Source organism: Streptomyces sp. NPDC047049 (assembly GCF_040643995.1).
GTDB classification, from domain to species: Bacteria; Actinomycetota; Actinomycetes; order Streptomycetales; family Streptomycetaceae; genus Streptomyces; species Streptomyces mooreae.
In genome coordinates, this window is sequence record NZ_JBEYVM010000002.1 from 577,926 (window position 1) to 603,960 (window position 26,035).

Below are 26,035 nucleotides of genomic sequence, written 5' to 3' on the forward strand. Positions count from 1 at the left end.
CGGTGCTCACTCCTCCTTGCGGCCGAGGCCGAACCAGCGGGCCTGGACGACCGTCGCCACCGCGATGATCAGCGCCAGGATCACCGCGCCCGCGCTGCCCAGCCCGAGATTCTGGTCCTGTCCGAGCGCCGTGTAGTACAGATAGACCAACGGTGGCCGGGCGTAGGGCGGATAGCCGCGCGCATCGCTCAGCAGGTTGTAGAACTCGTCGAACGCCTGGAACGCGTTGATCACCAACAGCAGCACCACCGCCACGGACGTGGCGCGCAACTGCGGAAAGGTGAGGTGCCGGAAGACCTGCCAGCCCGGCCGCGCCCCGTCCACCGCCGCCGCCTCGTACAGCTGCGGTGAGATCCGCTGCAGTCCGGCCAGGAACAGGATCATGTAGAACCCGGCCTGCAGCCACAGCCGTACGGTCACGATGACCAGCCAGTACCAGGGCGGATGGGTCGTCGACAGCCAGGCGGTCTGGTCCGCGCCGAACCACCCCAGCACGGTGTTGGCCAGCCCGAACCGCACCCCGTTGAAGACCGACAGCTTCCAGATCACCGACGCGACGACATAGGAGCAGGCCGTCGGCAGGAAGAACACCGACCGGAAGAACGCCTGGGCGAAGCGCAACCGGTTCACCATCAGCGCCAGGGCGAGCGACAGCGCATAGGTCGCCGGCACGATGAACACCGTGAACAGCGCAAACGTGCCCAGGCTGCCGAGGAACGCCGGATCGCTCAGCATCGTGCCGTAGTTGCCCAGCCCGACGAAATCCGAGCCGGACGGACTCACGGTGTTGTGCGCGTCGAAGAAGCTCAGGTAGACGCTCCACACCAACGGCACGTACGTGAACAGCCCCAGCCCGATCGCGAACGGCCCGACGAAGACCCAGAACCAGAGATTCCGCCGCTGCGGGCCGAGCCACCGGGTGCCGGGCGAGCGGGGCCCGGCTTCCGGCCCCGCCGCGGCACGCGGGGCCGGTACGTCTGTGACCGCTTCCTCGGTCCCGCCCGCGGTCACTTCTTCTTGACCCGCTGGAGCTCGGCATTGACCTTGCGCACCACGCTTTTCAGCTCGCTCTCCGGATTGGCGCCGTCCTTGATGATCCGGCTCAGCGCGTCCTGATAGGCACTACGGTCCGCGGTCGTCCACAACAGCGGCTCGGCGTAGCCGTGATCGGTCGAGAACCGCACCGCGTCCGCCGCCGGGCCGGACTGCAGCTGCCGGGCCTTCTTCGCCAGTGAGACCCGCGCCGGGATGTGGAATCCGTACGACAGCGCGAAGTCCTGCTGGTAGTCGGTGCGGTCCACCCACAGCCACTTCGCGAAGGCCTTGGCCTCCGCCTTGCGTGCGCTCCGCGCGCTGACCGCGGAGCCATAGGCACCCACCTGAACGGAGGGTTTCCCTCCGCTCCCGTCCTTCGGGAACGGCAGCACCCCGAAGTCGTCCCCCAGCGCCTTCTTGATCTGCGGCAGCGCCCACAGCCCCGACCACTGCATCGCGGTCAGCCCCTGGATGAAGGCGGCCGGATCGGACCAGTCCGTGGGCGCCCCCAGCAGCAACGACTTGTCCGCGTACAGCTGCCGGATCTTGCCGAGGGTACGCGCCGCGGCCGGATCGTCGAACCCGACCTTGCCGTCCGGGCTGATCAGGCTCAGCCCGGCGGCGAACAGCGGCGTCCCGCCGAGCACCCCCACCCCGCCGTCGTTCCCCAGGAACAGCCCCTTGGACTTCTTGTCGCTGAGCTTCTTCGCCCCGTCCACCAGTTCGTCGAGCGTCTGCGGCGGCTGCACCCCGGCCTTCTTCAGCAGGCTCTTGCGGTAGTACAGCAACTGCATGTCGACGACCTGCGGGATGCCCCAGATCTTGTCCTGCCAGATCTTCGGCGCCAGCACGGCCTGATGGAAGTCGTCCTTCACCGGCTCGATCTCGGCGGTCAGATCGACCACCTGACCGCCCCGGATCTGGTCCAGCAGCGGCCCGTTGGCCTCGAAGACGTCCGGCCCCGAGTCGGTGAGCAGCGCGGCCGCCGTCTGCCGGTCGTAGTCACCCGGCCGCCACTGCACCGAGACGTCCGCCTTCCGGTACGCGGCGGCGTACCGCTTCACGGCCTGCTGGGTCCCGGGCTCCCCGTACTGGTGGTACCACTGGCTGAGCGCGGGCCCCGAACCGCCGCCGCCCCGCCCGGTGTTGGACCCGCACGCGGTCGCCGTCCCCGCGGCAAGGGCCATCCCGGCGCCGGCCGCCAACAGCCGCCGCCTGTTGATCTCCGTCATGGCACGTCGCCCCCTGAGCTCGTAACCTACCGGTGATCGACGATCACCGACGGTGCGACCGTCCACTCTGCCGCACGACTGTGAAGCGCGCATGGCATCCGCACGAAACGGGGCCGCGGGGCGGGCTGTCGGTGTGCGCCCACGCGCGACAGGAGCCGGTCGCCGTCCAGCGCTTCAGCAGTGGCTCATCCTCGTCCCCGCCCACCTGGCCGGCAGGACAATGCGAGCATGAACTCGCTGCACGGAGCCTCGCTTCAAGGCGCCTCGGTCGTCCTCCGGCCGACAGCGGACGGCGATACCGCCACGCTCGACCGCATCGTCCGGGAGCCGGAGGTCGCGGCCTGGTGGTCGGTGCCGGACGACTACCGGGACATGCTCGCTGTCGTCGTCGACGGTGAGGTCATCGGGGCGATTCAGTTCGACGAGGAGACCGACCCGGAATTCCGTCACGCCACCATCGACATCTTCCTCACGGCACAGCGGCACGGCCAGGGCCTCGGCACGGACGCCGTACGCACCCTGGCCCGCTGGCTGATCCGCGAGCGCGGCCACCACCGCCTGACCATTGACCCGGCCGCCGCCAACACCGCCGCCATCCGCAGCTACCGCAAGGTCGGCTGCAAGCCCGTGGGCATCATGCGCGCGTACGGCCGCGACTACCGGACGGGCGGCTGGGCGGACGGGTTGCTGATGGATCTGTTGGCGGATGAGGTGACGTGAGGGGCGGGAACGGGGCCGGCGCCGCTGCGGAGGGCGGCGAGGGCCTGGACACTTCGCAAGGCGAAGAGCGGGTCAGGCCGTGAACGACCTGTCCTCGGTGAGATTGCCGTCCTTGTCCCAGCGCCGGCGCCGCGTTCGCCTGCCCTGCTCGCTGAACACGGAATGCTCGGCCAGCCGGCCGTTCGGGTGCCATCTGCGCCAATCCCCGACGGCGAGCCCCCATCTGACCCGGCCTTCGGTCTTCTTCGACTCGTCGGAATACCACTCGGTCTGCGGGCCGGAGGGCACCCCTTCGACGTAGGAAATGAGGGCGCTCACCCGGCCCGTGGCATCCCGGTGGACGACTTCGCCGGTGAAGGGCTCGTCCTCGTAATGGACACGCATGTCGTCGTCGCGGTAGGAGTCTTCGGCTTCGATGCGCAAGGTCACTCCAGCAGGTCCGGCAGGTCCGGAACATCCAGCACGTCCAGCACGGGAGAAGTGTCCGTTCCGCTATGCCGGGGCCTGGCGCTGCTTGCGGTAGAGCTCGATGGCCGCCTCGGTGGGGAAGTTGGGCACGGGGACGGTTTCGCCGGTGTCCTTGGCGACGATGATCTTTGACCCGCCGGGCGGGGCCGGCTGCGGGGGGCCGGACGCGTCCGGTGTACCGGGGGAGGCGGCGTACACGAGGTAGCCGATGTCGAATTCGTGGACGTGCAGGGGGGCGGGGGAGCCGTCGGGCAGCTTGGGCTCGGCATAACGGCTGCGGACGAGGGCGAGCGCTTCCTCGGGGGTGATGGGTGGCGTGTGCTGGTCTGGCGAACTGGTCATTTTCTGCTCCTGTTGCGCACAGGAGGTCCGGCGCCTGTAGTGCCGGTGGTAGAGCTCCACTGCCGATTCCGGAGGGAAGTTGGGCACGGACGACACCTCGCCGTCGATCTTGGAGATGACGACGTGGCTGCCGCCGGGCTCCGCGGGAGGCGCGGTGGGGTCCTCGGGGCGTGGCCAGCTCGCGTGGATCAGATAGCCGATGTCGAATTCATGGACGTACAGGCCGGTGGGACCGCCGGGTGAGCCGACCTCGGGGAAGTGTTTCCGGCCGATCGCCAGTGCCTCGGCCTGGTTCGTCGGCAGAGGCTCGGGGCCGAGCCGCGGACGGTACGGGGGAGGCGTGGGAGGCAGGCCGGGGGTGCTGCCCGGCGGCCGGTCGGACTCGGTCATGGGGCTCTCTCCTCGGGTGGGTCGGTGCGTGTGGGCCGTGCCTGGGGGCGAGGCCAACTTAATCCACGCGCCGGTGGCCTGATGGGTTCCTCTCCGGGGTGGGGCAGGGCAGGGCGGGGTGTGGTGAGGGGGTGAGGTGGGTGCCGGCCGGGACCCGGTCCTCAGCCGAACAGCACGCGTGCCAGCCAGAATTCCAGCAGTTCCGCGTCGCCGGTGATCTCGAAGGTGTCGTTGTCGGCGGGGGTACGGCCGTAGATGAGGAGCAGGAGGTCGGTCAGCGGGGCGCGGACGGAGACGGCGGCCGGCTCCTGGGCGCGGCGCCAGGCGAGGGTGTCGCCGGTGAGGTCGACGAGCCAGTCGGCGGCGGCTTCCGGTGGGGTGTCCGTGGCGTGGAAGTGGAGGGTGCGGCCGGGGCCGAGGAGTTCGCGCCGGTCGGGGTGGAAGTCGAACATCTCGGGGAGGGAGCCGAGTTCCATCCATTCGTCGAGGGTGTCGAGGGCGAGGCGCTGGTCGACGGTGAAGTCGCTGCCGAGCGCCAGCGTGACGTCGGCCCGGTGCATGACCGTCTCGTGGGCCATGCGGCGGGCGAAGAAGCGCGGGGAGCCGGAGGGGAGCGGGGTCCAGATCCGGATGTCGGGGCCCGTGGAGCGCAGCGTGTCCGCAAGGCGCCGGGCGCCCTCGAGGAGCCAGGCGGCGGCCTCGGCCGGGGACTGGGTGGTGTCGCGGGGCAGGACGCGGAGGGCGGTCTCGGGCGGGGGTTCGGTCGCCCGGGTCCGTACCAGGTCCTCGACCCAGCGATGGGCCTCGCCCAGATGCCGGAGCAGCTGGGCGAGGTTCCAGTCCGGGCACGAGGGGACGGTGGTCGTCAGGTCGGCGTCCCGCTCCGTGAGGCAGGACGCCAGCAGTGCGGCCTGGTCGACGAGGGCGGCGCAGTGACCGTCGTAATCCATGCTCATTGCGGGGTGTGCGGAGTTCATGACCTCACGGTAGGACGCACCACTGACAACGGAGCGTCACGACGAGCGGTTCCGTGTCACGAGCAGTGAGCAGGCCCGCCTCACGAGCGGTGGCCCCGGCAGGAGCAGATCCGCATCACGAGTCGTTCCCCCTCCCGAGCCGAGCTGTTCCCCCTCCCGCTCAGCCCGGCGTCACGATCCGGCGCTAGGAACGGCCGGCACGGGGATCGCCGGTACAGCGAACGGCTGGCACAGGGATCGGCCGGCGCGGGGGACCACACAGGGAACGGCCGGTACAGGGAACGGCCACCGCGCCGCACCCGTCGGTCAGAATGCCGCGGCCGGCCGTGAGAAGTCGTAGTGGACGCCGGTGAGCTCTTCCGACGCGGCCCACAGGCGCTCGCCGTTGGCGTCCTTCTTGGTCCAGGGGGCGCGGAAGGACTGGGCGGGGGCGCCGCGCAGCCCGTTGCGCGGACCGATGAAGGAGTCCGGCCGCATATGAGGCGCGGTGGCCGCGCAGAGGGTGCCCAGGGCGCCGCCGTCCGGGGACTGGCCGATGAGGCCGGTCCCGAAGTCGATGATCCGCTCGGCGGAGGTGCGCCCCTCCATGCGGACGCCCGCGGTCATGAGGTTGGTGGAGGCGTATCCGGGGTGCGCGGCGGCCGCGACGACCTGGGAGCCGGCCGCGGCCAGCCGCCGGGTCAGTTCGTGGGTGAAGAGCAGGTTGGCGCTCTTGGAGCGGCTGTATGCGATCCAGCGGCGGTAGGAGCGCGTGCTGTTGAGGTCGGTGTAGTCGAGGTCGGCGAGGGCGTGCAGCATGCTGGAGACGGTGACGACCCGGGCGCCGGGCGTGGCGAGGAGCTTGGGCAGCAGCAGCCCGGTCAGCGCGAAGTGGCCGAGGTGGTTGGTGCCGAACTGCATCTCGAAGCCGTCGGCGGTGGTCCGGTACGGCAGTGCCATCACGCCGGCGTTGTTGATGAGCAGGTCGAGGCGGTCGCCGTCGAAGTCGTCGAGGGCGGCGGCGAAGTCCCGTACGGAGGAGAGATCGGCCAGGTCGAGGGGCCGGAACTCGGCCTCGGCGGTGGGGACGTCGGCCCGCAGCCGGTCCAGGGCGGCCATGCCCCGCGCCTCGTTGCGGCAGGCCAGCAGCACGCGGGCGCCGTGCCGGGCCAGTTCACGTGCCGTGGCGTAGCCGAGTCCGCTGTTGGCGCCGGTGACGACCGCCGAGCGGCCGGTCTGGTCGGCGATGTGGCTGGTGTTCCACCGGGTCACGCCTGTGCTCCTCCGTACGGGGGCGACCAGAGTACGTGGGAGGGGCGGCCGGGACCGGAGAGGGCCGGAGGCGGGCCCGCTGCCCGCCGGCTGCCCGCCCTCCGTCGTCCTCCGCGACCCGTCCTCCGCGACCTGTCCTCCGCGCTCCGTCCTCCCTGTGCCCCGCGCGTCGCGCCCGTGCTCACTCCTCCTCGGCGAGGCGCTTGATCGCCGAGAGACGGGTGTCCCAGGTGGCGGCCACCCGGTCCATCCACCGGGCGGTGATCCCCAGCCGCTCCGGTATGACCCGGTAGCGCGCTTCCCTGCCCTCCCGGTGTCCTGCGACCAGACCGGCGCGGTCCAGGATCCCCAGGTGTTTGACGATGGCCTGGCGGCTGACCGGCAATTCGGCCGCCAGGATCGTGGCAGTCGCCTCGCCGTGCGCGGCGAGGGCGTCGAGTATCCGGCGGCGGGTCGGGTCCGCCAGCGCGGCGAAGACCTCCGCCACGGCGTCCGGGCCCGAGCCCGCCCCCGAGCCCTGACCACCGCCTCCGCCCGGCCCCCCGCCCGCCTCTCCAGCCCTCGTCATGCCCCGAGCTGCTCCGCGTACCGCCGGATGTTCTCCACCTGGCCGGACCAGCCTGCGGAGTGGCTTTCGTACCCGGCGGTCCGCTTCCGGTCCTCGGGGATGCGGAGGCCGGCGAATCCGCTCTCCACCACGCGCAGGCGGGTGCCGTCGCCCTCCTCGGTGAGGGTGAATTCGACGAGGGTGGAGTTGCCCTCGACCGCCACTTCACCGGGGTGCGCACTGGCCCAGCGGTACGAGAAGTGGTGCGGCGGGTCCACCTTCACGATCTTGGTCAGGAACTGGCCGTACTCACCGTGGTCGAGCTCCATGATCCCGCCCGGCCGCAGGTCGACCGGCGCCGGCTCGCCCTGGCCGAACCAGGAGCCGACGTGCTCCGGCTCGGTGAGCACGGCCCAGACGCGCTCCACGGGCGCGGCGATGCTGATCTCCCGCTCGATGCGGTCGCGGGCGCCGCCCGCGCCGCCGTCCTCGTGCTGATTGCTGCCGGTGCTCATGGGGTGCTCCTCCTGTCGTGCCCTTCCGGTACTCACGTGCTACCTGATGGTTGCACGTGACGAAAGGAGGTGCAACCGGTGGGTTGCGCTTATGTCTCCCTGCCTGATGGGCGGGGGAGGGGCGGGGCGGGCCTCAGGAGTCGCGCTCCCCGCCCCGCGTCCGTACGGGATAGGCCGCCACCGCGACCTCCGGGTCGTCCAGGCAGTCCCCGGACGCCAGGTCGAAACGCTGCTTGAGCAGCGGCGATGCCACGAACGCCCGGCCGTCGGCCGAGCCGGTCAGGCCGCGGGAGAGGACCTGGGCGCCGGTGAACGGATCGCGGTTGGCGATCGCATACGTCTGCCCGGCGCGGTCGGCGAAGAGCGCGGCCTGGGTGCCGTCCGGGAGGAGGGCGGCGACCCCGCGCCCCGGGGTGAGGTCGTCCGTCGTGCACACCGCGACCCAGCCCTGGGGGCAGCGGATCTCGACCGTGGCGGCCGTGCCGGAGGCGGTGGCCGTGGCGGAGGCGGTGGCCGCGGCGCCGGTGGCGGGACGGACGGGGGAGGTGCGGGAGTCGAGAGGGGTGATCGCGGTGGCCATCAGACGGAAGTCCCTTCCAGAGTGCGAACGGGCAGAGTGGGGCCGGCCAGCAGCGTCAGATCCGGCTTGACCTGGTCGCGCTCCGGCACGAAGCGGACGGACGGATCCGGTGCGCCGGGCGCGTTGACGAAGGACACGAAGCGGGCCAGCCGTTCGGGATCGGCGAGGGTTTCGGCCCACTCGTCGCGGTAGTGGGTGACATGGGCGGCCATCAGGGCCTCCAGCTCGTCGCACAGCCCCAGGGAGTCGTGGACGACGACATCCCGTACGTGGTCGAGCCCGCCCTCGATCCGCTCCAGCCAGGCCGAGGTGCGCTCCAGGCGGTCGGCGGTGCGGATGTAGAACATCAGGAAGCGGTCGATCAGGCGGATCAGCCCGGCGTCGTCCAGGTCCTGGGCGAGCAGGTCGGCATGGCGCGGGTCCGCACCGCCGTTGCCGCCCACGTACAGGTTCCAGCCCTGGGAGGTGGCGATGACGCCGAAGTCCTTGCCGCGGGCCTCCGCGCACTCCCTCGCGCACCCGGAGACCGCGGACTTCAGCTTGTGCGGGGAGCGCAGGCCCCGGTAGCGGAGCTCCAGTTCGATGGCCATACGGACCGAGTCCTGGACGCCGTAGCGGCACCAGGTCTGGCCGACGCACGACTTCACGGTGCGCAGCGCCTTGCCGTACGCGTGCCCCGACTCGAAGCCGGCCGCCACCAGCCGGGCCCACACCTGCGGGAGCTGGTCGACCCGGGCGCCGAACAGGTCGATCCGCTGACCGCCGGTGATCTTGGTGTAGAGGCCGAAGTCGCGGGCCACCTCGCCGATCACGATCAGCTTCTCCGGGGTGATCTCCCCGCCGGGGATGCGCGGCACGATGGAGTACGAGCCGTTGCGCTGGAGGTTGGCGAGGAAGTGGTCGTTGGTGTCCTGGAGGGCGGCCTGTTCCCCGTCGAGGACGTAGCCGTCGGCGCCGACGGCCGGCGCGAGGGAGGCGATGATCGAGCCGACGGTGGGCTTGCAGATCTCGCAGCCGTCGCCGTTGCGTGCCTCCGGGCGGCCGTGCGAGTCCAGCAGTGCCGCGAAGCTCGTCAGCCGCAGGGTACGGACGATCTCGTAGAGCTCGGCGCGGGTGTGCGGGAAGCAGCCGCACAGACCGGTGTCGAGGCTGACGCCGGACGCGGCCAGTTCGTCGTTCATCACGGCGGTCACCGATTTGACGCAACTGCCGCAGCCGGTACCGGCCTTGGTGCACTTCTTGACCTCGGGGAGGGTGCCGCAGGAGTGCTCGGTGACCGCCGCCCGCACCGTCCCCTTGGTCACGTTGTGGCAGTTGCACAGCACCGCGTCGTCCGGCAGCGCGGACGGGCCGAGCGCGCCGCCGCCCCCGGCCGCCACCCCGGCGGGCAGCACCAGCTGCTCGGGCGCCAGCGGGGGAACGGTGCCGGTCAGCGGCCGCAGCATCCCGTACGCCTCGGCGTCGCCGACCAGCACACCGCCCAGCAGCTCGCCCGCGGCACCGATCACCAGCTTCTTGTAGACGCCGCTGCGGGAGTCGGCGTAGACCACGTCCAGGCAGCCGTCCGTGGTGCCGTGCGCATCGCCGAAGGACGCGACGTCCACGCCGAGCAGCTTCAGCTTGGTGGACAGGTCCGCGCCGGTGAAGCCGGTGGGCTCCCCGGTGTCGCCGCCGAGCTGCCCGTCGATGCTGCCGGCCGCCACCCGGGCCATGTCGTAGCCCGGGGCGACCAGCCCGTAGACCCGGCCGTCCGCGGCCAGCGCGCACTCGCCGATCGCGTACACGGCGGGGTCATCGGTGCGGCACCGCTCGTCGACGACGATGCCGCCCCGCTCGCCGACCGGCAGCCCGCAGTCCCTGGCGAGCTGGTCGCGGGGGCGGACACCGGCCGAGAAGACCACCAGATCGGTCTCGATACGGGAGTCGTCGGACAGGCCCATGGCGGTGACCGCGCCCGCCCCGTCCGCGACGATCTCCTTGCCGCCGACGCCGGTGTGCACCTCCAGCCCCATCCCCTCGACGGTACGGCGCAGCGCCCGGCCGCCGCCCTCGTCGACCTGGAGGGCCATCAGCCGCGGGCTGAACTCCACGATGTGGGTGCGCAGCCCGAGCCCCTTGAGCGCCCCGGCCGCCTCCAGGCCGAGCAGTCCGCCGCCGACCACCACACCGGTGCGGGCGTTCTCGGCGTACTCCTCGATGGCGAGCAGGTCCTCGATGGTGCGGTAGACGAAACAGCCCGTGCTGTCCTTGCCCGGCACCGGCGGCACGAACGGGTACGAGCCGGTGGCCAGCACCAGGGCGTCGTAGCGGACGGTCAGGCCGGAGCGGGCGGTGACCGTACGGGTGGTGCGGTCCACGGCCGTGGCCGGGTCGCCGAGGTGCAGTTCGATGCCGTGCCGGGCCATGAAGTCCGGATCGGCCAGGCTCAGGTCCTCCGGGGTGCGGCCGGCGAAGTACGACGTCAGCTGGACGCGGTCGTAGGCCGGGCGGGGCTCCTCGCACAGCACGACCACCCGTGCCCGCTCGGTGACACCGCGGTCGGCCAGCTCCTCCAGGAAGCGCTGGCCGACCATGCCGTGGCCGATGAGGACGAGGGTGGGGGAGCCGGGGGCGGAGCCTGGCGTGGCATCGGGGTGCGGCGGCATCGAGGTCATGTCGTCAGCCTGCGGCGCGGCTGTTACCCGCCCGCATCTGCACTGTTTCCCGGGCGGAACGCTGCCCTCAGTGGCGCGGCGGCCGCCGTGTGAGGGCGGCCGCCGCGCGGGCCGCCGCCCTCCGGAAGGTCAGCAGGTCAGCTGGGGTGCCGGCCGGCCGGTCAGCCGTTCAGCTGCGCCGGGCACAGCCGCCGCGGCTGCTGGTCGGTGGCCAGCTCGGCATCCACACAGCCGCCCGGCAGGCCGCCGTGGGCCTTGCTGCCGAAGTTGGCGGTGACGGTCAGCGCGCCCTTGCCGAAGACCGTGCGCTGAACGCTGCGATCACCGGTCAGCCACCGGAACGAGGTCAGCTGCTGCGTGCCGGCGGCGCGGTGCAGCGGCGAGAAGAACTTCTGCAGCGCGGCGAGCTGTGGCCCGTCCTTCTGCAGCGTCGGGCCGTCGAGAACGAAGTTCAGCGGGGTGTTGTAGAGCATCGCCAGCAGCGCCCGGGTGGTCTTCTGGGCCGGCAGCTTCTGGTACGACAGCTCCCAGCGCTCCACGTTCACCAGCGAGCCGTGCAGTGCGGTCTCGTAGAGCGGCGCGCGGTACTTGGGGTCGTACATGGCGGTGGCCATCCGGGCGGGCAGCCGGACCGGCTTGAAGAAGGCGCCGGGGGCCTTCTCCGGCGCGTAGCCGCCCCACGTCTTCTTGTCCCGCTCCAGGGCCCACAGGCCGTCGTCGACCGGGGTGCCGGAGCCGTGGTTGTAGGCCAGCACCTTGTTGGCCCACGCCTGAGCGCCCTCCGAACCAAGGACGAGGTTCTTCGACAGCCGCACCATCCGGGCCAGCCGGCTCGCGCGGTCGCCGGCCTTGGTCATCTCATGGCCCTTGCCGTGATCGCGGAACAGCTCTCCCGTCGCATCCACGTCGAGGAAGTAGCTGTCCGCGCCGTTGGCGACCATCGTGCGGGTCCGGTCGGCGAGGTAGTGCTTCGTCGGCTCGGCCTTCTCGAAGGCGTGCGAGCTGAGGTAGCAGCCGCGGTTGCCGAAGCCCGTCACCGGGGTGCCGTCGGCCTTGCGTACACAGAAGTCGGGATAGACCCGGTCCGGCCAGACGGAGGTGGGGCTGTCGGCCTTCTCGGGGTCCTGGCCGTTGGCGAAGGTGTCGTACGGGCCGACGAGGTAGCCCGCCTTCTTGGCGGCCTGCACCGCCGGCGCCTTCATCGGGTCGGGACCGGAGTCGTAGCCCAGCCACATCCGGTCCACGCCCAGCTTCTTCAGCGCCTCGACCCCGGGGGCGGTGCGCGCCTCGCCCCACACATAGGCGTGGAACGCACCCAGCAGCTTTTCGGTGGCCGGGTTCTGCCGGATCTTCTTGCGCAGGCTGCCGAGCCGGCCGTGCTGCGCGAGATAGGAGCGGTAGTCGGCGGCCGGGGCGACCGGATTGCCGTCGGTGAGGGCGAAGGAGACCTCGTAGTCGCGGGTGCCCTCCCCGGCGTCGAAGGCGTGCCGGGCCGTGGTGCGCAGCCGCCCGCCGGTGGAGGCGAAGTGCAGCGAGGTGCCGAGGTCGGTGGGGGTGAGGTAACTGACGCCGCTCCCGCCCTTGCCGCTCGCCCCGCCCTTGCCGCTCGCCCCGCCCTTACCGTCCGCCCCGCCCATGGAGTAGCCCCACAGGGGCAGGGACAGGGCCTCGCCCATGTCGACGGTGCTGCCGGCCAGCCCGCCCTTCTCCGGTCCGGCGTTCCAGAAGGCGTCCTTCACCGGGATGTCCAGCCCCTCACCGCGCGGGACCTGCACGGCGGAGGCGGCCCGGTCGGTGCCGGTCACCGGCCAGTCGACCGACCCGTCACGGTCCGCCCGCAGCCTGATCCGCAGCCGTCCGCGCACCGAACTCGCCGTCACCTTCAGCCCCTTGCCGGGGTAGCTCCAGCGCGCCCCGTCGGCCGTACGGGTCACCGGCCCCGGCTCGCCGAGCCCGCCGCCGGCCGGGGCCGACAGCACCAGCTGCCGCCCGTCCTCGGTGTGTGCCTTCACGGCCAGCGAGGCGGTGTCGACGACGGCCGTGCCGCCGGAGACGGGGAGCGTAAGGCGGCTGCCCTCCAGGGTGCCGGCCGAGGCGCTGTCACAGCCGGTGAGTCCGACGGTGGTTGCGGTGAGCGCGAGTGAGGCGGCGAGGGCCCGGGTGCTGCGGCGGCGTCGGCCCGTGACCGTGGGGAGGTGGAATGTCATACCTGAGTGAATAGGCAACGGGAATAAGAGAGTTCTAAGAGGGCGGCGATGCCGCTCGGGCTCGTGCGCGTCGGCCGGTCTCGCGCGGCGGTGCCACGGCCGCCCCGCTGCCTCGCCGGGACGCGGCTGCGCCGGCCGATGCCGCGTACCCCCTTCGGATCACCTCACCGACCGGGCGAGCGCGATGCCGCCGGCCCAGGACTCAGGAACTCGCCGTGTTGCTGCCGTGTTTCCTGCCCCTCCTTGCCGGGAGGGACATCCGGCCAATGAGGTGATCCAGAGAAAGGGCGCTAGCTGACGACGAGGCAACTGGCCTTGTTGTCGAAGGCGTTGTTGCTGAAGTCGGAATCGGTGCTTTCCTTGCGGGCGTTGTAATGCCTGCCCGTGCAGTCGCCGTCCTGATAGAGCCCCACGGCCACGCCCATGTTGTTGATCATTGAGCTGGCGTTGTCGCCCACCGTGACGCCGTTGTCGAACTCGCGATATCCCAGATGCCTGGTGGTTTTGTGAAACACGGCTCGTCCGCCCAGGAAGTTGTCGTGCTCGAACAGGCAGAAACTGTTCTTCGGGCACGCGCCGTTGTCAGCGTGAGCGACCGGACCGAAACCGATCAGGGCCATGACGCTCAGTGACATGGCTCCGGCGCTCAGAATCGCCTTGCGCATCATCCGCATTCTTCCTCTCGTGAGTGCGGGGCCGTTCCCCGCTATAGGCTCGATTCAAGAGGCAGTCACGCATGCGTGGAAGGCCATTCGACGAGGTTCGAATGGACGCGACGCGTGAGGTGTGACGCGTGACGCGTGACGTGTGACGTGGCGCATGGCATGGGTTTACGGGGGAGTTGCCGGTGATCCGGATGAAATTGAGTGCACGGTCTCTGGAATCGATCCGCTTTGCGGTATCGCCCATGATGGAGACCGTGACGGCGATTCAGCACAGATGGTTCGCGCCGCACACCATGCCGGGAGAGCCGCCGTGGGCTCGTACGGCCCGTGACCCGCGGCTGTGGAAGCGGCTGCAGTTCCTTTCCCACCTGCTGGGAGACAGCGGCGAACTCGTGCCCACCGCCGTCCGCGGCTCCTCGCTGGAGCGGGTGTCCGGCTCGGCCTCCTCCCGGGCGGTGCAGGCCGTTCCCGACGAGGCGAAGGCCTGGTACCTGGCCCTCTCCCTGTCGTCGTCCACCACGTCCCGGCCCCGCGCCCGTGCGCTGCAGGCCCTCCAGGAGGCAGCGGTGCGAGGGGACGACAGGTTCACCCAGCGGTTCGTGGAAGAGATCGAGCGGTTCTTCCGGCTCTGTCTGGAGCCTCACTGGCCGGTGATCGAGGAGCAGGCGGAGGAGGACATCCTCTGCCGCGCGGGCGTCATCGCCAAGCGGGGGCTGGCCCATTGCCTCGCCTCGCTCCACCCCTCGGTCTCCTATCGCGACGGCACCCTGTGCGTCGCCAACGACACCGAGCTGAACTCCGCGTACGACCGGGAGATCGCCCTCGTCCCGTCCACCCTGGCCACCCGGTGCTTCCTGGCGCTGGACCACCGTGCGGGCTACCGGCTCTGCCTTGTCTATCCGGCCCTGCGGCCGTCCGGGGGCGGCGGCCGGCCCCGGACGCCGCAGCGAGCGGGTGAGGTACTGAGTGAAGTTCTCGGCCATACGCGGCTGATGCTGCTCTCCAGCCTGGACCGGCCGTTCACCACCACCCGCCTCGCCGCGGTGCACCACCTCAGCCCGTCCACGGTCTCGTACCACCTCACCCGCCTGTACCGGGCGGGCCTGCTCACCCGGATGCGGGACGGCAGCAGTGTCCGCTACCAGCGCACCGGCGAGGCGGACCGGCTGCTCGCGCATGCCATGTGACCACCGGGCGAGCGGCGAGCGGCGCGCGGTCAGCGGGCGAGGCAGAGCCGGCGGCGGCCGGACGGGCGGTCGGCCGAACGGGCGGAAGATGACGGCCCGACCGCCACCGGACCTCTTCTGCGGGAAGAGCGAGGACATGAGGGCTTTCGTTCTCCGGAGGGTCGGTGAGGTCGCCGTCATCGAGAAGCCGGTCCCCGAACCCGGCCCCACCGATGCGGTCGTGCGCACCACCGCGGCCATGGTGTGCACCACCGATGTGCACACCATGAGGGGCGCGATGCCGGTCGCGCCGGATGTGACGCTGGGACATGAGGCGGTCGGTGTCGTCCATGCGCTCGGCTCGGCCGTCGAGGGGCTGGCCGAAGGCCAACGGGTCGCGGTGGCCGGGATCACGCCCTGCTTCCAGTGCGATTCCTGCCAGCGCGGGTTCTCCTCGCAGTGTCAGGGGCGGATGCTGGGCGGCGCGCGCTTCACCACCCGGCGGGACGGGAACCTCGCCGAGTACTTCCTGGTCAACAACGCCGAGGCCAACCTCGCCCCGATTCCCGCCGCGCTCTGTGACCACCAGGCCCTGTACGCCACCGACATGCTCTCCACCGGCTTCGTCGCCGCCGAACACGCGGAACTCGCCCTGGGGGAGACCGTCGCGGTCTTCGCCCAGGGCGCGGTGGGGCTGTCGGCGACGATCGGCTGCGGGCTGCTCGGCGCGGGCCTGATCATCGCCGTCGAGTCGGTCCCCGCCCGCCAGGAACTCGCCCGCCGCTTCGGCGCCGATCTGATCGTCGACCACACCCGGTGCGATCCGGTCGCGCGGATCATGGAGCTGACCGACGGCCAGGGGGTCGACGCCGCCATCGAGGCGCTGGGCACCCCGCAGACCTGGGAGGCGGCCTTCCGGGTCACGAAGCCGGGAGGCCGGATCTCCAATGTCGGATACCACGGCGAGGTGCACGAGCCGCTGCGGATCCCCCTGGAGCCGTTCGGCTACGGCATGTCCGACAAGCAGGTCTACGCCGGGTTCAACCGTGGCGGCCGGGGGTGGCTCCGGCGGATCTTCCGGTTGCTGGAGAACGGAAAGGTCGACCCCACCCCGATGACCACCCACGCATTCGGTTTCGACCAGATCGAACGCGCCTTTGCCATGATGGCCTCGAAAGAGGACGGAATCATCAAGCCGCTGATTCACTTCGATGCGGGTGGTGCGTAGGCGGTCATCGCCGGAACGAGAGATTTCCTGTTTATCGTCTCCCGTCCCGTCTCTCCCTTCCCGGCTCAATCGAGCCACCGGGAAGCCAGCCCGGCGAGATAGGCGAGGGACAGCGCCGTCGCGATGATCTGGAATCCGGTGGTTCCTCCGGTCCAATGAGCGAGCGGGGCCGTGGCGGACGCCACCCAGATGCCGGCACACCAGCTGCAGCTGACCAGATAGGCGGGTTTGGAATCGTCGCCGAACCGGCCGGCCACCCAGGAGCGGAATCCCGCCGCGAGCGAGTCCTTGGTCAGGAATCTGGTGATCCGGCACGTCGCGCCGAGAGAAAGGAGAAACACCACAAGGCTCATGAGATCCACCCCGTCACCGTGCGGGCACCCGGCCGGCCGCTACTGATTGAGGACGAGGATGGTGCCGATGCCGCCCGCGCGCTGATTGGCCGCGTCGGCCTCCTGCCAGGTGTAGTACTGGCGCACGGTGCCGTCGGGCAGGTTCAGCTGGTAGATGGTGACGGTCGGGCGGGCACCGCCGCCGCAATTGCAGCCCATGTTCCGCTCCTTCTGTTCCTTCTGTGGCGTCTTGCCATACGGGTCGACGGCCCCGTCGGCCGGCAGGCGTACCGCCGTGCCCCGGGGCCTATCCTTGGGGTCCAGCGGCCGTCCCCCGTACTTGCACTACGGGGGACGGCCGTTCTGCCGACTTTTCGCCGGCCGTTCAGCTGGCCTTTCAGTCGGTCGTGCTGCCGTGCCGTTCACCAACTCCTTTGCCGGTCAAGCCGGTTCAGGTGAGCTGCGGTACGGCGTTTCCGGCCGCGGTACGCGAACCGGGGCCGGCTGTCAGGGGAGGCAGATGGACAGGGTGCTGGACGACGAGGCGCCGCCGCTGGTCGCGGTGTAGCTGGTGAACAGCACCTGGCCGACGGTGAGGGTGGCCGTGCAGCTGGCGTTCCCGCTCGCGTCGGCGACGGCGGTGCACACCACCGGGCCTGCGGCACCGTCCAGGTGGAAGGTGACCGTCGAGCCGGGGGTTGCGCCACTCGCGCTGAACGTGGCAGTGGCGAAGGCCGAGGGCAGCGGGGGAGTGTTGATCCGGTAGCAGGCGGGGTGCGCCGTGAGGCCCGTCCCGCCGCCCACGCCCACGGTCACGGTCACGGTCCCGAAGGCACCGAGGCAGTTGCAGCTGGGGCTGGCGGTGAGCACGGTGGCGGTGACGACGGTGCTGCCGGCGGGCAGCGCGCTGGTGGTGACGGTGGCCTGGCCGGAGGCGTTGGTGAGGCCGAGGCCGACCGGGCCGCCGGTGGTGCTGAACAGCACGATCGCGCCGGGGACGGGTACGCCGTTGCAGGTGACGGTGGCGGTGAGGGTGACCGGCTGCCCGGCGGCCGGCTTCTCCGGCGACGACGTCACGGTGACGACACAGGCCGGCGTCGCCCCGACGGTCACGGTGGTCGTCGCGGCGACGCCGACGCAGTTGCAGCTGGCGTTGGCGGTGAGCACGGTGGCGGTGACGACGGTGCTGCCGACGGGCAGCGCGCTGGTGGTGACGGTGGCCTGGCCGGAGGCGTTGGTGAGGCCGAGGCCGACCGGGCCGCCGGTGGTGCTGAACAGCACGATCGCGCCGGGGACGGGTACGCCGCCGCAGGTGACGGTGGCGGTGAGGGTGACCGGCTGGCCCGCGGTCGGGTTGGCCGGGCTGGACGTCAGGGTGACGGCGCAGCTCTGCGCGGCTCCGACGTTCACGGTTGCCGTGGCGGCCACACCGATGCAGGTGCAGGTGCTGGTGCCCGCGATCACGGTGGCCGTGACCACGTTGGCACCGGCGGGCAGCAGGCTGGTGGTGAGGGTGGCCTGGCCCGCGGCGGTCGTGACGCCGACCCCCAGGGGCCCGTTCGTGGTCGCGAAGAGCACGGTCGCGCCGGGGACGGGTACGCCGCCGCAGGTGACGGTGGCGGTGAGGGTGACCGGCTGGCCCGCGGTCGGGTTGGCGGGCGTGGAGGTCAGGGTGATCGCGCAGTTCTGCGGCGCGGTGACGTTCACGGTTGCCGTGGCGGCGGTGCCGATGCAGGTGCAGGTGGTGGTGGCCGCGATCACGGTGGCGGTGACGACGTTGGCCCCGGCGGGCAGCGAGCTGGTGGTGAGGGTGGCTTGGCCCGCGGCGGTCGTGACGCCGACCCCCAGGGAACCGCTCGTGGTCGTGAAGAGCACGGTCGCGCCGGGGACGGGTACGCCGCCGCAGGTGACGGTGGCGGTGAGGGTGACCGGCTGTCCGGCGGCCGGGTTGGCGGGCGTGGAGGTCAGGGTGATCGCGCAGTTCTGCGGCGCGGTGACGGTCACGCTTGCCGTTGCGCTGACGCCGATGCAGATGCAGGTGGTGGTGGCGGCGGTCACGGTGGCCGTGACGGCGTTCACTCCGACCGGCAGCGCGCTGGTGGTGAGGGTGGCTTGGCCCGCGGCGGTCGTGACGCCGACCCCCAGGGAACCGCTGGTCGTGGCGAAGACGACGGTCGCGCCCTCGACGGGGGTGCCGTTGCAGGTGACGGTGGCGGTGAGGGTGACCGGCTGCCCGGCGGTCGGGTTGGCGGGCGTGGAGGTCAGCGTGACCACACAGTTGACGGGTGCGGTAACGGTCACGCTTGCGGTGGCGGCGCCACTGGTGGCACCGGCGGCCGTCACCGCGCCCGACGTGGTCCCCGTGAAGGTGACGCTGGCATTGCCGGTGCCGTCGGCGACCACGGTCTGCGGGACTGCCGCGTCGTACGTGAAGGTGATCGGCTCTCCCGCTACGGCACCGGTGACAGCGGCTTGGAAGGTCTGGCCCGTCGTGACCGAGGACGGAGTGAGTGTGAGAGCGAGTGCCATGTTGGACAGCCCCTTTCGAAGGCTCCATGAAGGAGGTGGGGAGCTGCTGCGCGCAGGAGGGCAGGGAACCGCCCGGGCGCGCTCACCTGTCGGGGGTGCCCTGAAGAACACGACGAAGCCGCATCGCACCGGCAGCCGTCCATGGTCCCCCGACAGGGGATGGGCACCCCACCGTCGGTAGCACCGATTGAAGGGAACCGCCGGACGCCGCGCCATGGTTGACGATCGGTTTCGCCCGTATGGCGCAGCGCGCGTCAGCGGCGCGTACCGACCCCTTCGGCCGCACGCCGGCATGACGACGGCCCCCGCCGGGCAGCGGGGGCCGTCATCCTGCAGAGGTGCCGCCGGGACTCAGCCGGCGAACTCACCGCCCTTGACCGCGGTGATGAACGAGGACCAGCCACCCGCGGGGAAGACGAGCGCCGGTCCGTCCGGGTTCTTGGAGTCGCGGACGGGGACGAGGCCGTGGGCTTCGGTGAGGGCGCGGGAGAATTCGACGCACGCCCCGCCGTTGCCTTCGCTGTAGGACGACTTGGTCCACGTGAAATCGCGGGAGAACTCGATGCAGTCTCCGCCGTTGCCCTCGCTGTAGGACGACTTGACCCACGTGGCGACGGCAAGATCCAAGTCGGGGCTCATGCTCGGTACTCCTTCAGCAGAGACTTGATCAGGGGTAACGACTCATCCGGGGACAGCGCATTCGCCCTAAGCAGATCATAGTCGTCCAGGGCCGCCTCGACCGCTTGTTCGGAGTCGTGCATCCGGGCCCCTACTCGGGTCTCCGTGTATAACACCGTGCGGGAAGTCGGAAAGCGCAACACGATGAAGGGCATCGAGGACGTGGCCGGGATGCCTGCGGAGAAGGGCATCACCTGGAGCTCGACGCGTGGTGATGTGCCCACCGTCAGCAGGTAGTCGAGCTGTCCGGTCATGACCTCGGCGCCACCGACCGTGGTTCGCAGGCAGGCCTCATGAAGGATGACCCACAGGTGGGGCGGAGCCTCCCGCTCGAACACCTCACGCCGTCGTAGTCGCGCCGCAACCTTGTCCTCGATCGCCTCCGCACTCGCATGAGGGTTGGATACGCGGAAGACGGACCGTGCATAGCCCTCTGTCTGGACCATTCCTGCCACGAGGTTCGTCTGGTAGGTCAGGATCCGCGAAGCCTTCCGCTCCAGGTTGAGATACGGCACGAACCAACTCGGGTGCTCCCCGTCGTCAATCCTCTCCAACATCCCCGAGAACAAGTCGCCCGTCCCGAAGGTGAGATCGCAGCCCTTGGCGAACTTCTGGCTGGGTCTGGGGAGCAGCGTGCCGGACTCGACCTTGCTGACGTACCCCTCGGAGTAGCCCGTGGCCCTGCCCAGCTGCTTCTGCGTGAGCTTGCGGGCCAGCCGGACCTGTCTGATGTCGCGGCCGAATCGCTCCAGCGGATTCAAGTGCTCGGGCGGCGTCGTCTCGTCCAACGCGGTGACCTCTCGTCCTGTGCGTGCATACCGGCCTCGCGGCAGGTCGCAGACTTGAGCGAGGCCGGTTCAAGCGCCCCCATTTTATTGCCTGTTGCGTTGTTCGGGTGACCATTTGGCTACACCCGGTATCCGAGCCGGGTCCAGCCGGCGCCACGCACAAGCCCGTAGTTACGGAGTGGACAACATGACCGACGCCATCGCGCGGCTCCTGCCGTGGACCGGCCCGGAGGGCAAGCCGTGCTTTCTCGTCAGCGACGGGACCGGGTACGTGTCCCGTGTCGCCGACGCCATGGAGGCGGCGCAGATGGCGCTGGCCGCCGAACTCCTCGCCCAGGCGCGGCGCGTCCTGGCGGGGCGGACCTGGACCTCCGGCGAACTGCACCTGCTGACGGTCGAGTTGACCGAATCCCTCGCCGAGGTGCACCGCGTCGCGGAGAGCCTCGGCGCCCGGCTGGCCGCACGGGACGGCGAGGGCTGAGCGGACCCGCAGCTTGTGCCGGAGGCGTTCGGGATGACGTCCGCGCCCACCATGGAGCGGGCTGGGGAAGCCGCGGTTCTTAACCCTCGGTCAGCCGATCCTCAAGGCTGCCTTAAGGATCGGCGGAAAGGGGCTTGACCTGCTCTTTCCGGTGTCCGGGCAGCCGTATTTTCGAGGCCGTGACGATCCAGGCCGACCTCAGCGACGGGTACGCACCGGGCGGTGCGCCCGGTGCTGGTGCCCCGACTCCGGGCCCCGCCGACCCGCCGCCCACCCATCCGCTGTACGCGCGACTCGACCCCCGGCCCCTGCCGCCCCGGCCCGTCCGCGCGCCGCGCAGGGTGCCACGCAGGACACAGCGCAGGTCGCCGGTGCCCGCGCCTCCGCCGCGCCTGACACCGACGGCGCTGAGGCGGGTGCTGGCCGGGGGTGCGGTGCTGGTCGTCGGCCTGTGGCTGGTGCAGGCCGAGCCCTCGATGCGGCTCGACGCGCTGTTCGCCACCCTGGCCCACCTCAGTGGACTGCTCGCGGGCTCCGGAATCCTGGTGATGCTGCTGCTGATGGCCCGGGTCCCGGCCGTCGAACACGGCGTCGGCGCCGACCGGCTGGCCCGCCGGCACGCGCTCGGCGGCCGCCATGTCCTGACCCTGTGCCTCGCCCACACCGGATCACCGTGAAGGCGTGCGGCGACCACCCTGCCGGGCGACCCGGGTGACCTCACGCTCCTCTACCGGGCGGGCAACGCCGCCCAGTTGGTGCTGCGCGAGGAGCTGGAGCGGATCGCCGCCGCCAGGGGCGCGGCGCTGCACTACCTCCTCGGTCCGTCCGACGGCCCCTTCGACCCGCTGGCGCCCCGGGCCCTGCGCAACCTCGTCCCGGACCTGGTGGAACACGATGTCTATCTGTGCGGCCCGCCCGGTATGTCCACGGCCGCGGCTGCCGCCCTGGTGTCCCGGACGGTCACCCCGGCCGCCCCGCCCGCACCCGACCGGGCACCGGCCGGGTACAGCGTCCCGGACCGCGGTGGCGCCGTGGAACTGGTGGGGGCGGAGCGATGAGGGCCGTCGGCGCCGCCTCCTGTCCGGGTGTCTGCGGGCCGCGTGGCTACCCCGAGGCGTCCAGCCGGGCCAAGTCGGCCAAGTCCCCTTCCGTGAGGGCGATATCCGTCGCGGCCAGGTTCTCGTCGAGGTGGGCGGGTGAGCCCGTACCGGGGGTGGGCAGCAGGACGGGGGAGCGGTGCAGCAGCCAGGCCAGCGCGATCTGGCCGGGGGTCGCGCCGTGCCGGGCGGCGACGGTGGCGAGCGTCGGGCCGGCGCCCCCGGCCAGCGTGCCGTTGCCCAACGGGAACCACGGCAGAAACGCCGTGCCCCGCTTCTCGCACAGCTCCAGGACGTCCTCCGCGGCGCGGTCCAGCAGGTTGTAACGGTTCTGCACGGAGGCGACGGTGGCGAGCCGCTGGGCCTGCGTCAGTTCGGCCGCGCTGACGGAGTCCAGGCCGATGTGCCGGATCTTTCCCGCCTGTTGGAGCTCGGTCAGCGCGCCCAACTGGTCGGCCATCGGCACCTGCGGGTCCAGCCGGTGCAACTGGTAGAGGCCGAGGGTGTCGGTGCGCAGCCGCCGCAGGCTCGCCTCGCACATGGCGCGCAGGTCCTCCGGGCGCCCGGCGATGTGCCAGCGGTCCGGGCCGGTACGGACCACGCCGCCCTTCGTCGCGATCACCAGACCGTCCGGATACGGATGCAGGGCGCGCGCCACCAGCTCCTCGGCCACGTCGGGCCCGTAGTTGTCGGCGGTGTCGATCAGGGTGACCCCGCGCTCGACGGCCCGGCGCAGCAGCGCGACGGAGCGCTGCGGATCGTCGTGCCGCGGCCCCCAGTACCCGGGCCCGACGAGCCCACCGGTCCCGAACCCCACCCGCCGGACGGGCAGTTCCCCACCGATCACGAAGACGTTTCCCATGGTCGCGGCCCCCTCGCTGTCGCCATCCCCATCCCCATCGCCACCAGTATCAGTCTCGGCATCGGTATCGGTATCGGCATCCGGTATCCATGATTGCCGTGCATGCGGAGCCTGAACTGCCCCGCGCCGTTCTTACATCCCTCTTATGACTGGACGGCACGATCGGCTTCATGGTGACCAAGCGCATTGCTGCCGGTGTCGGAGTGCTCATGACGATAACCCTGGCGGGTGCGGCCTGGACGGCCTCCGGGGCTCCCGCTTCGGTGTCCGACAAGGCGTCCGCATCGGCATCCGGCAACAAGGAGACGAAAAACTACCTGTACGCATCCATGGGAGATTTCGATGCGGAGGTGAAACCCCTGATCGATCGTCCCGACATAGCCGGTGTGCAGTTGGTGGTGCCGTGGAAGATGCTCGAACGGAAGAAGAACCAGTACGACTTCTCGGAGATCGACCGTGTGCTGGGCGAATTGCAGCCCCGCCACAAGAAGCTTTTCCTCCAGATCCAGGACCGGTTCTTCACGGCGCCCACCAGGCTCCCGGACTACCTGTTGAACGATCCGGAGTACAGGGGTGGCGCGGCTCCGACCACGAACGAGAACGGCCTGGGGGCCGGTGAGCCCGGAGCGGTCGCAGCCCAATGGAACCCGCAGGTGCGCGGCCGTTTCCAGCACCTGCTGAAGGCGCTGGCCCAGCGGTTCGACGGTCGCCTCGCCGGGGTGAACCTGCCGGAGACCGCTACCGAGGTGGACACCAAGAAGGATCGCACCGGATACAGCGACGAGGCCTACTTCAAGGCGGAACTCGCCAACATGGCCTACGGCAAGAAGGTCTTCACCAAGACGCCGTTCATCCAGTACGTAAACTTCTGGCCGGGTGAATGGAACAACAGCCGCGGCTACATGAAGCGCACCTTCGAGTTCGCCAAGGCGCACGGAATCGGCCTCGGGGGACCCGATATCCTGCCGAACCGCCCGGCGCAGATGCAGAACTCGTACCCCTTCTTCAAGAAATACCGAGGGCAGCTCCCGATCGTTGCCATGGCCGTACAGGAACCCGACTTCCAGTACAAGAACCCTGATACGAAGAAGCCGTACACCCGGCAGGAGTTCGCCGATTTCGGCACCAACACCCTGGGGGCCGACGCCATCTTCTGGGCCACCAGCTCACCCTGGCTCCACCAGCCGGCGGCTCGGTAGGCAAGGGCTCTCAGGGGCTCGGAGCGTCCGGGGGGCGGGTCGCCGTGCGAGCCGGCTCCCGGCGCGGTGACCGACTCAGCTCCCGACGGGCTCCCGACGTGGCTCCCCGCGCGGCTCCCGTGCGGGAGCCACACCCTCGGGGCGGGACGTGGTTCATAAGATCAACCGGTGCCTCCTGACATATCGCTGTTCACCGTGACCCTGCTCTCTCTGGCCGCCCTCGCGGCGGGCTGGATCGACGCCGTGGTGGGCGGCGGCGGACTGCTGCTGCTCCCCGCCCTGCTGGTCGGCCTGCCGCACACACCCGCCGCGTACGTCCTCGGGACCAACAAGTCCACCGCCGTCGTGGGCACCACCGCGGCCGCGATCACCTACGTCCGCAAGGCCCCGGTCGATGTCCGGAGCGCTTTGCGCATCGGCCTCGCCGCGATGGCCGGTTCGCTGACCGGGGCGTTCTTCGCGGCGGGTATCCACAGCGAGGTGCTGCGCCCGCTGATCATGGCCGTCCTGCTGGGGGTGCTCGCCTTCGTCCTCTTCCGCCCGGCCTTCGGGACCGCGCCCGCGCCCTCGGGCCCGGTCTCCCGCCGCCGCGTCGTGGCGGCCGTCCTCGTCGCGGGCCTGGGCATCGGCTTCTACGACGGCCTGATCGGGCCCGGGACCGGCGCGTTCCTCGTCGTCGCGCTCACCGCGATCCTCCACATGGACCTGGTCAGCTCGTCGGCCACCGCCAAGGTCGTCAATGTCTGCACCAATGTCGGCGCGCTGGCGATGTTCGCGGTCCAGGGCACCGTGCTGTGGCAACTCGGCGCACTGCTGGCGCTGTTCAACCTCGTCGGCGGCCTGGTGGGCGCCCGGATGGCCCTCAAGCGCGGCGCCGGCTTCGTACGGGGCGTCCTGGTGGTGGTCGTCGTCGCCCTGCTGTGCAAGCTGGCCTACGACCAGTGGCTGGCGGCCTGACCCCGGCGCGGGCTGTCGCGGTCCGCCCGCCGCGGCCCTGCCCCGGGGCGCCACCGCGCCCCTACCCAGGGGCCCCCGCCGCAGCCGCCGTACGGCGCTCGCTCAGCGGAACTCCCGTGACGGCCGTCAGCACCACCGCCGCGTTCTCCAGGGCCAGCAGCCCGTGCCGTTCGCGCGGGAGCATCGCGACCTGACCGGCCTTCAGCTCCGGACCGCCACCCTGCCCGGTCAGCCGGACCCGGCCGTACAGGACGTGCAGGCTCGCTGCCGGGGGAGTGTTGTGCTCGTCCAGCTCGGTGCCCGCGGTCAGGGCGATCACGGCCTGCCGCAGCGGGCCGTCGTGCAGGAAGAGGTGGGCGCTGCGTCCGTGCGCGGAGGTCATGGCCTCGTCGAGCAGGTGACGGGCGAGTGCATCGAGATCGTCCATGAGGCCGGCCTTTCGCGTGCGGACGCGGCGGAGCTTCCTTTCCATCGTTGCCGGTGCGCCCCGGGACGCAACCGGGGAGCGTGACCACGGGCCGGGGACCGGCCGGAAACCGTCCGGGAGCCCGCTCACGGAGGGGCGGCGTCCGGGTGCATACCGCTGTCGGGCGGGCCGGTCCCTTCCGGGATGATCATCTCGGTCCGTACGATGCGGAGCGGTTCCGTGGCCGCCGGGCGAGCCGGCCCGGCGGCGGCGCGGGCCCACCGTCCCGTCTGTCCCGATCCCTCCCGCCCCCCACCGCGAAGGATGCACCTGTGGCCGACCCGACCGACCCGACCGACCCGACCGACCCCACCGAATCGACCCGGCCACCCGGACCCGCCGGGCTCCCGGACGCCCGGTTCCTGACCGTCATGACGACCGTCGACAGCGAGGCCAAGGCCGTGGACCTGGCCCGCGGCGCGATCGAGCAGCGAGTCGCCGCCTGCGCGCAGATCAGTGCGCCGGTGACCTCGGTGTACCGCTGGGACGGCGCCATCGAGACCGGCCAGGAATGGCAGGTGCTGTTCAAGACGGCCCAGGCGCGCTACGCGGCCCTGGAGGCCTACCTCCTGCAGGCGCACGACTACGACACCCCCGAGATCATCGCCACGCCGGTCACCCACGGTGGCGCCGGCTATCTGTCCTGGGTCGCGAAGGAGACGAGCTGAC

The 26,035-nt window shown here is 71.0% G+C and carries 28 protein-coding genes; 9 read left to right on the forward strand and 19 right to left on the reverse strand.

Features of this window, described 5'->3' with window-relative positions:
• Positions 1-6: 6 nt before the first annotated feature.
• Together ABZ851_RS06605 and ABZ851_RS06610 are read right to left on the reverse strand one after the other, a co-directional pair.
• Positions 7-1,011, reverse strand: coding sequence for a sugar ABC transporter permease (locus ABZ851_RS06605; protein ID WP_361123000.1), 1,005 nt, complete (start codon positions 1,009-1,011; stop codon positions 7-9).
• On the reverse strand, positions 1,008-2,267 hold the full coding sequence (locus ABZ851_RS06610) for a sugar ABC transporter substrate-binding protein (RefSeq protein WP_361123003.1): 1,260 nt from the start codon (positions 2,265-2,267) through the stop codon (positions 1,008-1,010). Before ABZ851_RS06610 ends, ABZ851_RS06605 begins: the two co-directional genes overlap by 4 nt.
• A 228-nt stretch (positions 2,268-2,495) precedes the next feature.
• Here ABZ851_RS06610 and aac(6') point away from each other — a divergent pair, with 228 nt between their 5' ends.
• Positions 2,496-2,987 (forward strand): aminoglycoside 6'-N-acetyltransferase, encoded by a 492-nt coding sequence (aac(6'), locus tag ABZ851_RS06615; RefSeq protein WP_361123006.1) that lies wholly within the window; start codon positions 2,496-2,498, stop codon positions 2,985-2,987.
• 72 nt (positions 2,988-3,059) lie between these two features.
• Here the strand turns inward: aac(6') and ABZ851_RS06620 are convergent, their stop codons facing one another.
• The 10 genes from ABZ851_RS06620 to ABZ851_RS06665 form a co-directional block, all read right to left on the reverse strand.
• Positions 3,060-3,410 (reverse strand): hypothetical protein, encoded by a 351-nt coding sequence (locus tag ABZ851_RS06620; RefSeq protein WP_361123009.1) that lies wholly within the window; start codon positions 3,408-3,410, stop codon positions 3,060-3,062.
• A gap of 69 nt (positions 3,411-3,479) precedes the next feature.
• On the reverse strand, positions 3,480-4,187 hold the full coding sequence (locus tag ABZ851_RS06625) for a hypothetical protein (RefSeq protein WP_361123012.1): 708 nt from the start codon (positions 4,185-4,187) through the stop codon (positions 3,480-3,482).
• A gap of 161 nt (positions 4,188-4,348) precedes the next feature.
• Entirely contained in the window at positions 4,349-5,164 is an 816-nt protein-coding gene (locus ABZ851_RS06630) for a maleylpyruvate isomerase family mycothiol-dependent enzyme (protein WP_361123015.1), read from the reverse strand.
• Between the two features lie 306 nt (positions 5,165-5,470).
• Entirely contained in the window at positions 5,471-6,415 is a 945-nt protein-coding gene (locus tag ABZ851_RS06635; protein ID WP_361123018.1) for an oxidoreductase, read from the reverse strand.
• Positions 6,416-6,596: 181 nt separating this feature from the next.
• Positions 6,597-6,902 (reverse strand): metalloregulator ArsR/SmtB family transcription factor, encoded by a 306-nt coding sequence (locus ABZ851_RS06640; RefSeq protein WP_361123773.1) that lies wholly within the window; start codon positions 6,900-6,902, stop codon positions 6,597-6,599.
• 77 nt (positions 6,903-6,979) lie between these two features.
• The gene (locus ABZ851_RS06645; protein WP_361123021.1) at positions 6,980-7,477 is read right to left on the reverse strand and encodes an SRPBCC family protein; all 498 of its coding nucleotides are present in this window, start codon (positions 7,475-7,477) and stop codon (positions 6,980-6,982) included.
• 133 nt (positions 7,478-7,610) lie between these two features.
• Positions 7,611-8,057, reverse strand: a complete 447-nt coding sequence (gene nirD, locus ABZ851_RS06650) for a nitrite reductase small subunit NirD (protein ID WP_361123024.1) — start codon at positions 8,055-8,057, stop codon at positions 7,611-7,613.
• The gene (nirB, locus tag ABZ851_RS06655; protein ID WP_361123027.1) at positions 8,057-10,711 is read right to left on the reverse strand and encodes a nitrite reductase large subunit NirB; all 2,655 of its coding nucleotides are present in this window, start codon (positions 10,709-10,711) and stop codon (positions 8,057-8,059) included. Before nirB ends, nirD begins: the two co-directional genes overlap by 1 nt.
• A gap of 161 nt (positions 10,712-10,872) precedes the next feature.
• Positions 10,873-12,918: a glycoside hydrolase gene (locus ABZ851_RS06660; RefSeq protein WP_361123030.1), complete on the reverse strand. Its 2,046-nt coding sequence runs from the start codon at positions 12,916-12,918 to the stop codon at positions 10,873-10,875.
• Between the two features lie 290 nt (positions 12,919-13,208).
• Complete coding sequence (locus ABZ851_RS06665) at positions 13,209-13,586, reverse strand: peptidase inhibitor family I36 protein (protein WP_164993060.1); 378 nt, start codon at positions 13,584-13,586, stop codon at positions 13,209-13,211.
• Positions 13,587-13,837: 251 nt separating this feature from the next.
• On the opposite strand from ABZ851_RS06665, the gene ABZ851_RS06670 reads away from it, so the two are divergent.
• Positions 13,838-14,770: a helix-turn-helix domain-containing protein gene (locus ABZ851_RS06670; protein ID WP_361123033.1), complete on the forward strand. Its 933-nt coding sequence runs from the start codon at positions 13,838-13,840 to the stop codon at positions 14,768-14,770.
• 136 nt (positions 14,771-14,906) lie between these two features.
• Entirely contained in the window at positions 14,907-15,977 is a 1,071-nt protein-coding gene (locus ABZ851_RS06675) for an alcohol dehydrogenase catalytic domain-containing protein (protein WP_361123036.1), read from the forward strand.
• Positions 15,978-16,042: 65 nt separating this feature from the next.
• Here ABZ851_RS06675 and ABZ851_RS06680 read toward each other — a convergent pair whose 3' ends face one another.
• The 5 genes from ABZ851_RS06680 to ABZ851_RS06700 all read right to left on the reverse strand — a co-directional run bounded on the left by ABZ851_RS06680 (position 16,043) and on the right by ABZ851_RS06700 (position 20,304).
• Complete coding sequence (locus ABZ851_RS06680; RefSeq protein ID WP_361123039.1) at positions 16,043-16,330, reverse strand: hypothetical protein; 288 nt, start codon at positions 16,328-16,330, stop codon at positions 16,043-16,045.
• A 39-nt stretch (positions 16,331-16,369) separates the two neighbouring features.
• Positions 16,370-16,528: a hypothetical protein gene (locus ABZ851_RS06685; protein ID WP_336048968.1), complete on the reverse strand. Its 159-nt coding sequence runs from the start codon at positions 16,526-16,528 to the stop codon at positions 16,370-16,372.
• A 288-nt stretch (positions 16,529-16,816) separates the two neighbouring features.
• Positions 16,817-18,838 carry an Ig-like domain-containing protein gene (locus ABZ851_RS06690; RefSeq protein WP_361123043.1) on the reverse strand — a complete coding sequence of 674 codons (2,022 nt, stop codon included), beginning with the start codon at positions 18,836-18,838 and terminating at the stop codon, positions 16,817-16,819.
• A 351-nt stretch (positions 18,839-19,189) separates the two neighbouring features.
• Positions 19,190-19,477, reverse strand: a complete 288-nt coding sequence (locus ABZ851_RS06695; RefSeq protein WP_361123046.1) for a DUF397 domain-containing protein — start codon at positions 19,475-19,477, stop codon at positions 19,190-19,192.
• Positions 19,474-20,304 (reverse strand): helix-turn-helix transcriptional regulator, encoded by an 831-nt coding sequence (locus ABZ851_RS06700; protein ID WP_361123049.1) that lies wholly within the window; start codon positions 20,302-20,304, stop codon positions 19,474-19,476. Before ABZ851_RS06700 ends, ABZ851_RS06695 begins: the two co-directional genes overlap by 4 nt.
• Positions 20,305-20,491: 187 nt before the next feature.
• Here ABZ851_RS06700 and ABZ851_RS06705 point away from each other — a divergent pair, with 187 nt between their 5' ends.
• The 3 genes from ABZ851_RS06705 to ABZ851_RS06715 all read left to right on the forward strand — a co-directional run bounded on the left by ABZ851_RS06705 (position 20,492) and on the right by ABZ851_RS06715 (position 21,843).
• Complete coding sequence (locus ABZ851_RS06705; RefSeq protein WP_361123052.1) at positions 20,492-20,785, forward strand: hypothetical protein; 294 nt, start codon at positions 20,492-20,494, stop codon at positions 20,783-20,785.
• 179 nt (positions 20,786-20,964) lie between these two features.
• A complete protein-coding gene (locus ABZ851_RS06710; RefSeq protein ID WP_361123055.1) occupies positions 20,965-21,462 on the forward strand; it encodes a hypothetical protein in 498 nt (165 codons plus the stop codon).
• Between the two features lie 18 nt (positions 21,463-21,480).
• Entirely contained in the window at positions 21,481-21,843 is a 363-nt protein-coding gene (locus ABZ851_RS06715; RefSeq protein WP_361123776.1) for a hypothetical protein, read from the forward strand.
• A gap of 46 nt (positions 21,844-21,889) precedes the next feature.
• Here ABZ851_RS06715 and ABZ851_RS06720 read toward each other — a convergent pair whose 3' ends face one another.
• Positions 21,890-22,744, reverse strand: coding sequence for an aldo/keto reductase (locus tag ABZ851_RS06720; RefSeq protein WP_361123058.1), 855 nt, complete (start codon positions 22,742-22,744; stop codon positions 21,890-21,892).
• A gap of 170 nt (positions 22,745-22,914) precedes the next feature.
• On the opposite strand from ABZ851_RS06720, the gene ABZ851_RS06725 reads away from it, so the two are divergent.
• Positions 22,915-23,943 (forward strand): hypothetical protein, encoded by a 1,029-nt coding sequence (locus ABZ851_RS06725; protein ID WP_361123061.1) that lies wholly within the window; start codon positions 22,915-22,917, stop codon positions 23,941-23,943.
• Between the two features lie 168 nt (positions 23,944-24,111).
• Complete coding sequence (locus ABZ851_RS06730; RefSeq protein WP_361123064.1) at positions 24,112-24,900, forward strand: TSUP family transporter; 789 nt, start codon at positions 24,112-24,114, stop codon at positions 24,898-24,900.
• A 61-nt stretch (positions 24,901-24,961) separates the two neighbouring features.
• On the opposite strand, the gene ABZ851_RS06735 is transcribed toward ABZ851_RS06730, so the two are convergent.
• Positions 24,962-25,327, reverse strand: coding sequence for a cupin (locus tag ABZ851_RS06735; RefSeq protein ID WP_361123067.1), 366 nt, complete (start codon positions 25,325-25,327; stop codon positions 24,962-24,964).
• Between the two features lie 410 nt (positions 25,328-25,737).
• Between ABZ851_RS06735 and cutA the strand changes: the two genes are divergently transcribed.
• On the forward strand, positions 25,738-26,034 hold the full coding sequence (gene cutA, locus ABZ851_RS06740; RefSeq protein WP_361123779.1) for a divalent-cation tolerance protein CutA: 297 nt from the start codon (positions 25,738-25,740) through the stop codon (positions 26,032-26,034).
• The last annotated feature ends 1 nt before the right edge of the window (position 26,035 follow it).

Bases quoted from the DNA above. Each gene is read 5' to 3' on its own strand.
- ABZ851_RS06610 (WP_361123003.1), bottom strand. From the start codon at position 2,267: ATGACGGAGATCAACAGGCGGCGGCTGTTGGCGGCCGGCGCCGGGATG.
- ABZ851_RS06625 (WP_361123012.1), bottom strand. From the start codon at position 4,187: ATGACCGAGTCCGACCGGCCGCCGGGCAGCACCCCCGGCCTGCCTCCC.
- ABZ851_RS06630 (WP_361123015.1), bottom strand. From the start codon at position 5,164: ATGAACTCCGCACACCCCGCAATGAGCATGGATTACGACGGTCACTGC.
- ABZ851_RS06645 (WP_361123021.1), bottom strand. From the start codon at position 7,477: ATGAGCACCGGCAGCAATCAGCACGAGGACGGCGGCGCGGGCGGCGCC.
- nirD (WP_361123024.1), bottom strand. From the start codon at position 8,057: ATGGCCACCGCGATCACCCCTCTCGACTCCCGCACCTCCCCCGTCCGT.
- nirB (WP_361123027.1), bottom strand. From the start codon at position 10,711: ATGACCTCGATGCCGCCGCACCCCGATGCCACGCCAGGCTCCGCCCCC.
- ABZ851_RS06660 (WP_361123030.1), bottom strand. From the start codon at position 12,918: ATGACATTCCACCTCCCCACGGTCACGGGCCGACGCCGCCGCAGCACC.
- ABZ851_RS06665 (WP_164993060.1), bottom strand. From the start codon at position 13,586: ATGATGCGCAAGGCGATTCTGAGCGCCGGAGCCATGTCACTGAGCGTC.
- ABZ851_RS06675 (WP_361123036.1), top strand. From the start codon at position 14,907: ATGAGGGCTTTCGTTCTCCGGAGGGTCGGTGAGGTCGCCGTCATCGAG.
- ABZ851_RS06680 (WP_361123039.1), bottom strand. From the start codon at position 16,330: ATGAGCCTTGTGGTGTTTCTCCTTTCTCTCGGCGCGACGTGCCGGATC.
- ABZ851_RS06685 (WP_336048968.1), bottom strand. From the start codon at position 16,528: ATGGGCTGCAATTGCGGCGGCGGTGCCCGCCCGACCGTCACCATCTAC.
- ABZ851_RS06690 (WP_361123043.1), bottom strand. From the start codon at position 18,838: ATGGCACTCGCTCTCACACTCACTCCGTCCTCGGTCACGACGGGCCAG.
- ABZ851_RS06695 (WP_361123046.1), bottom strand. From the start codon at position 19,477: ATGAGCCCCGACTTGGATCTTGCCGTCGCCACGTGGGTCAAGTCGTCC.
- ABZ851_RS06705 (WP_361123052.1), top strand. From the start codon at position 20,492: ATGACCGACGCCATCGCGCGGCTCCTGCCGTGGACCGGCCCGGAGGGC.
- ABZ851_RS06720 (WP_361123058.1), bottom strand. From the start codon at position 22,744: ATGGGAAACGTCTTCGTGATCGGTGGGGAACTGCCCGTCCGGCGGGTG.
- ABZ851_RS06725 (WP_361123061.1), top strand. From the start codon at position 22,915: ATGGTGACCAAGCGCATTGCTGCCGGTGTCGGAGTGCTCATGACGATA.
- ABZ851_RS06735 (WP_361123067.1), bottom strand. From the start codon at position 25,327: ATGGACGATCTCGATGCACTCGCCCGTCACCTGCTCGACGAGGCCATG.
- cutA (WP_361123779.1), top strand. From the start codon at position 25,738: ATGACGACCGTCGACAGCGAGGCCAAGGCCGTGGACCTGGCCCGCGGC.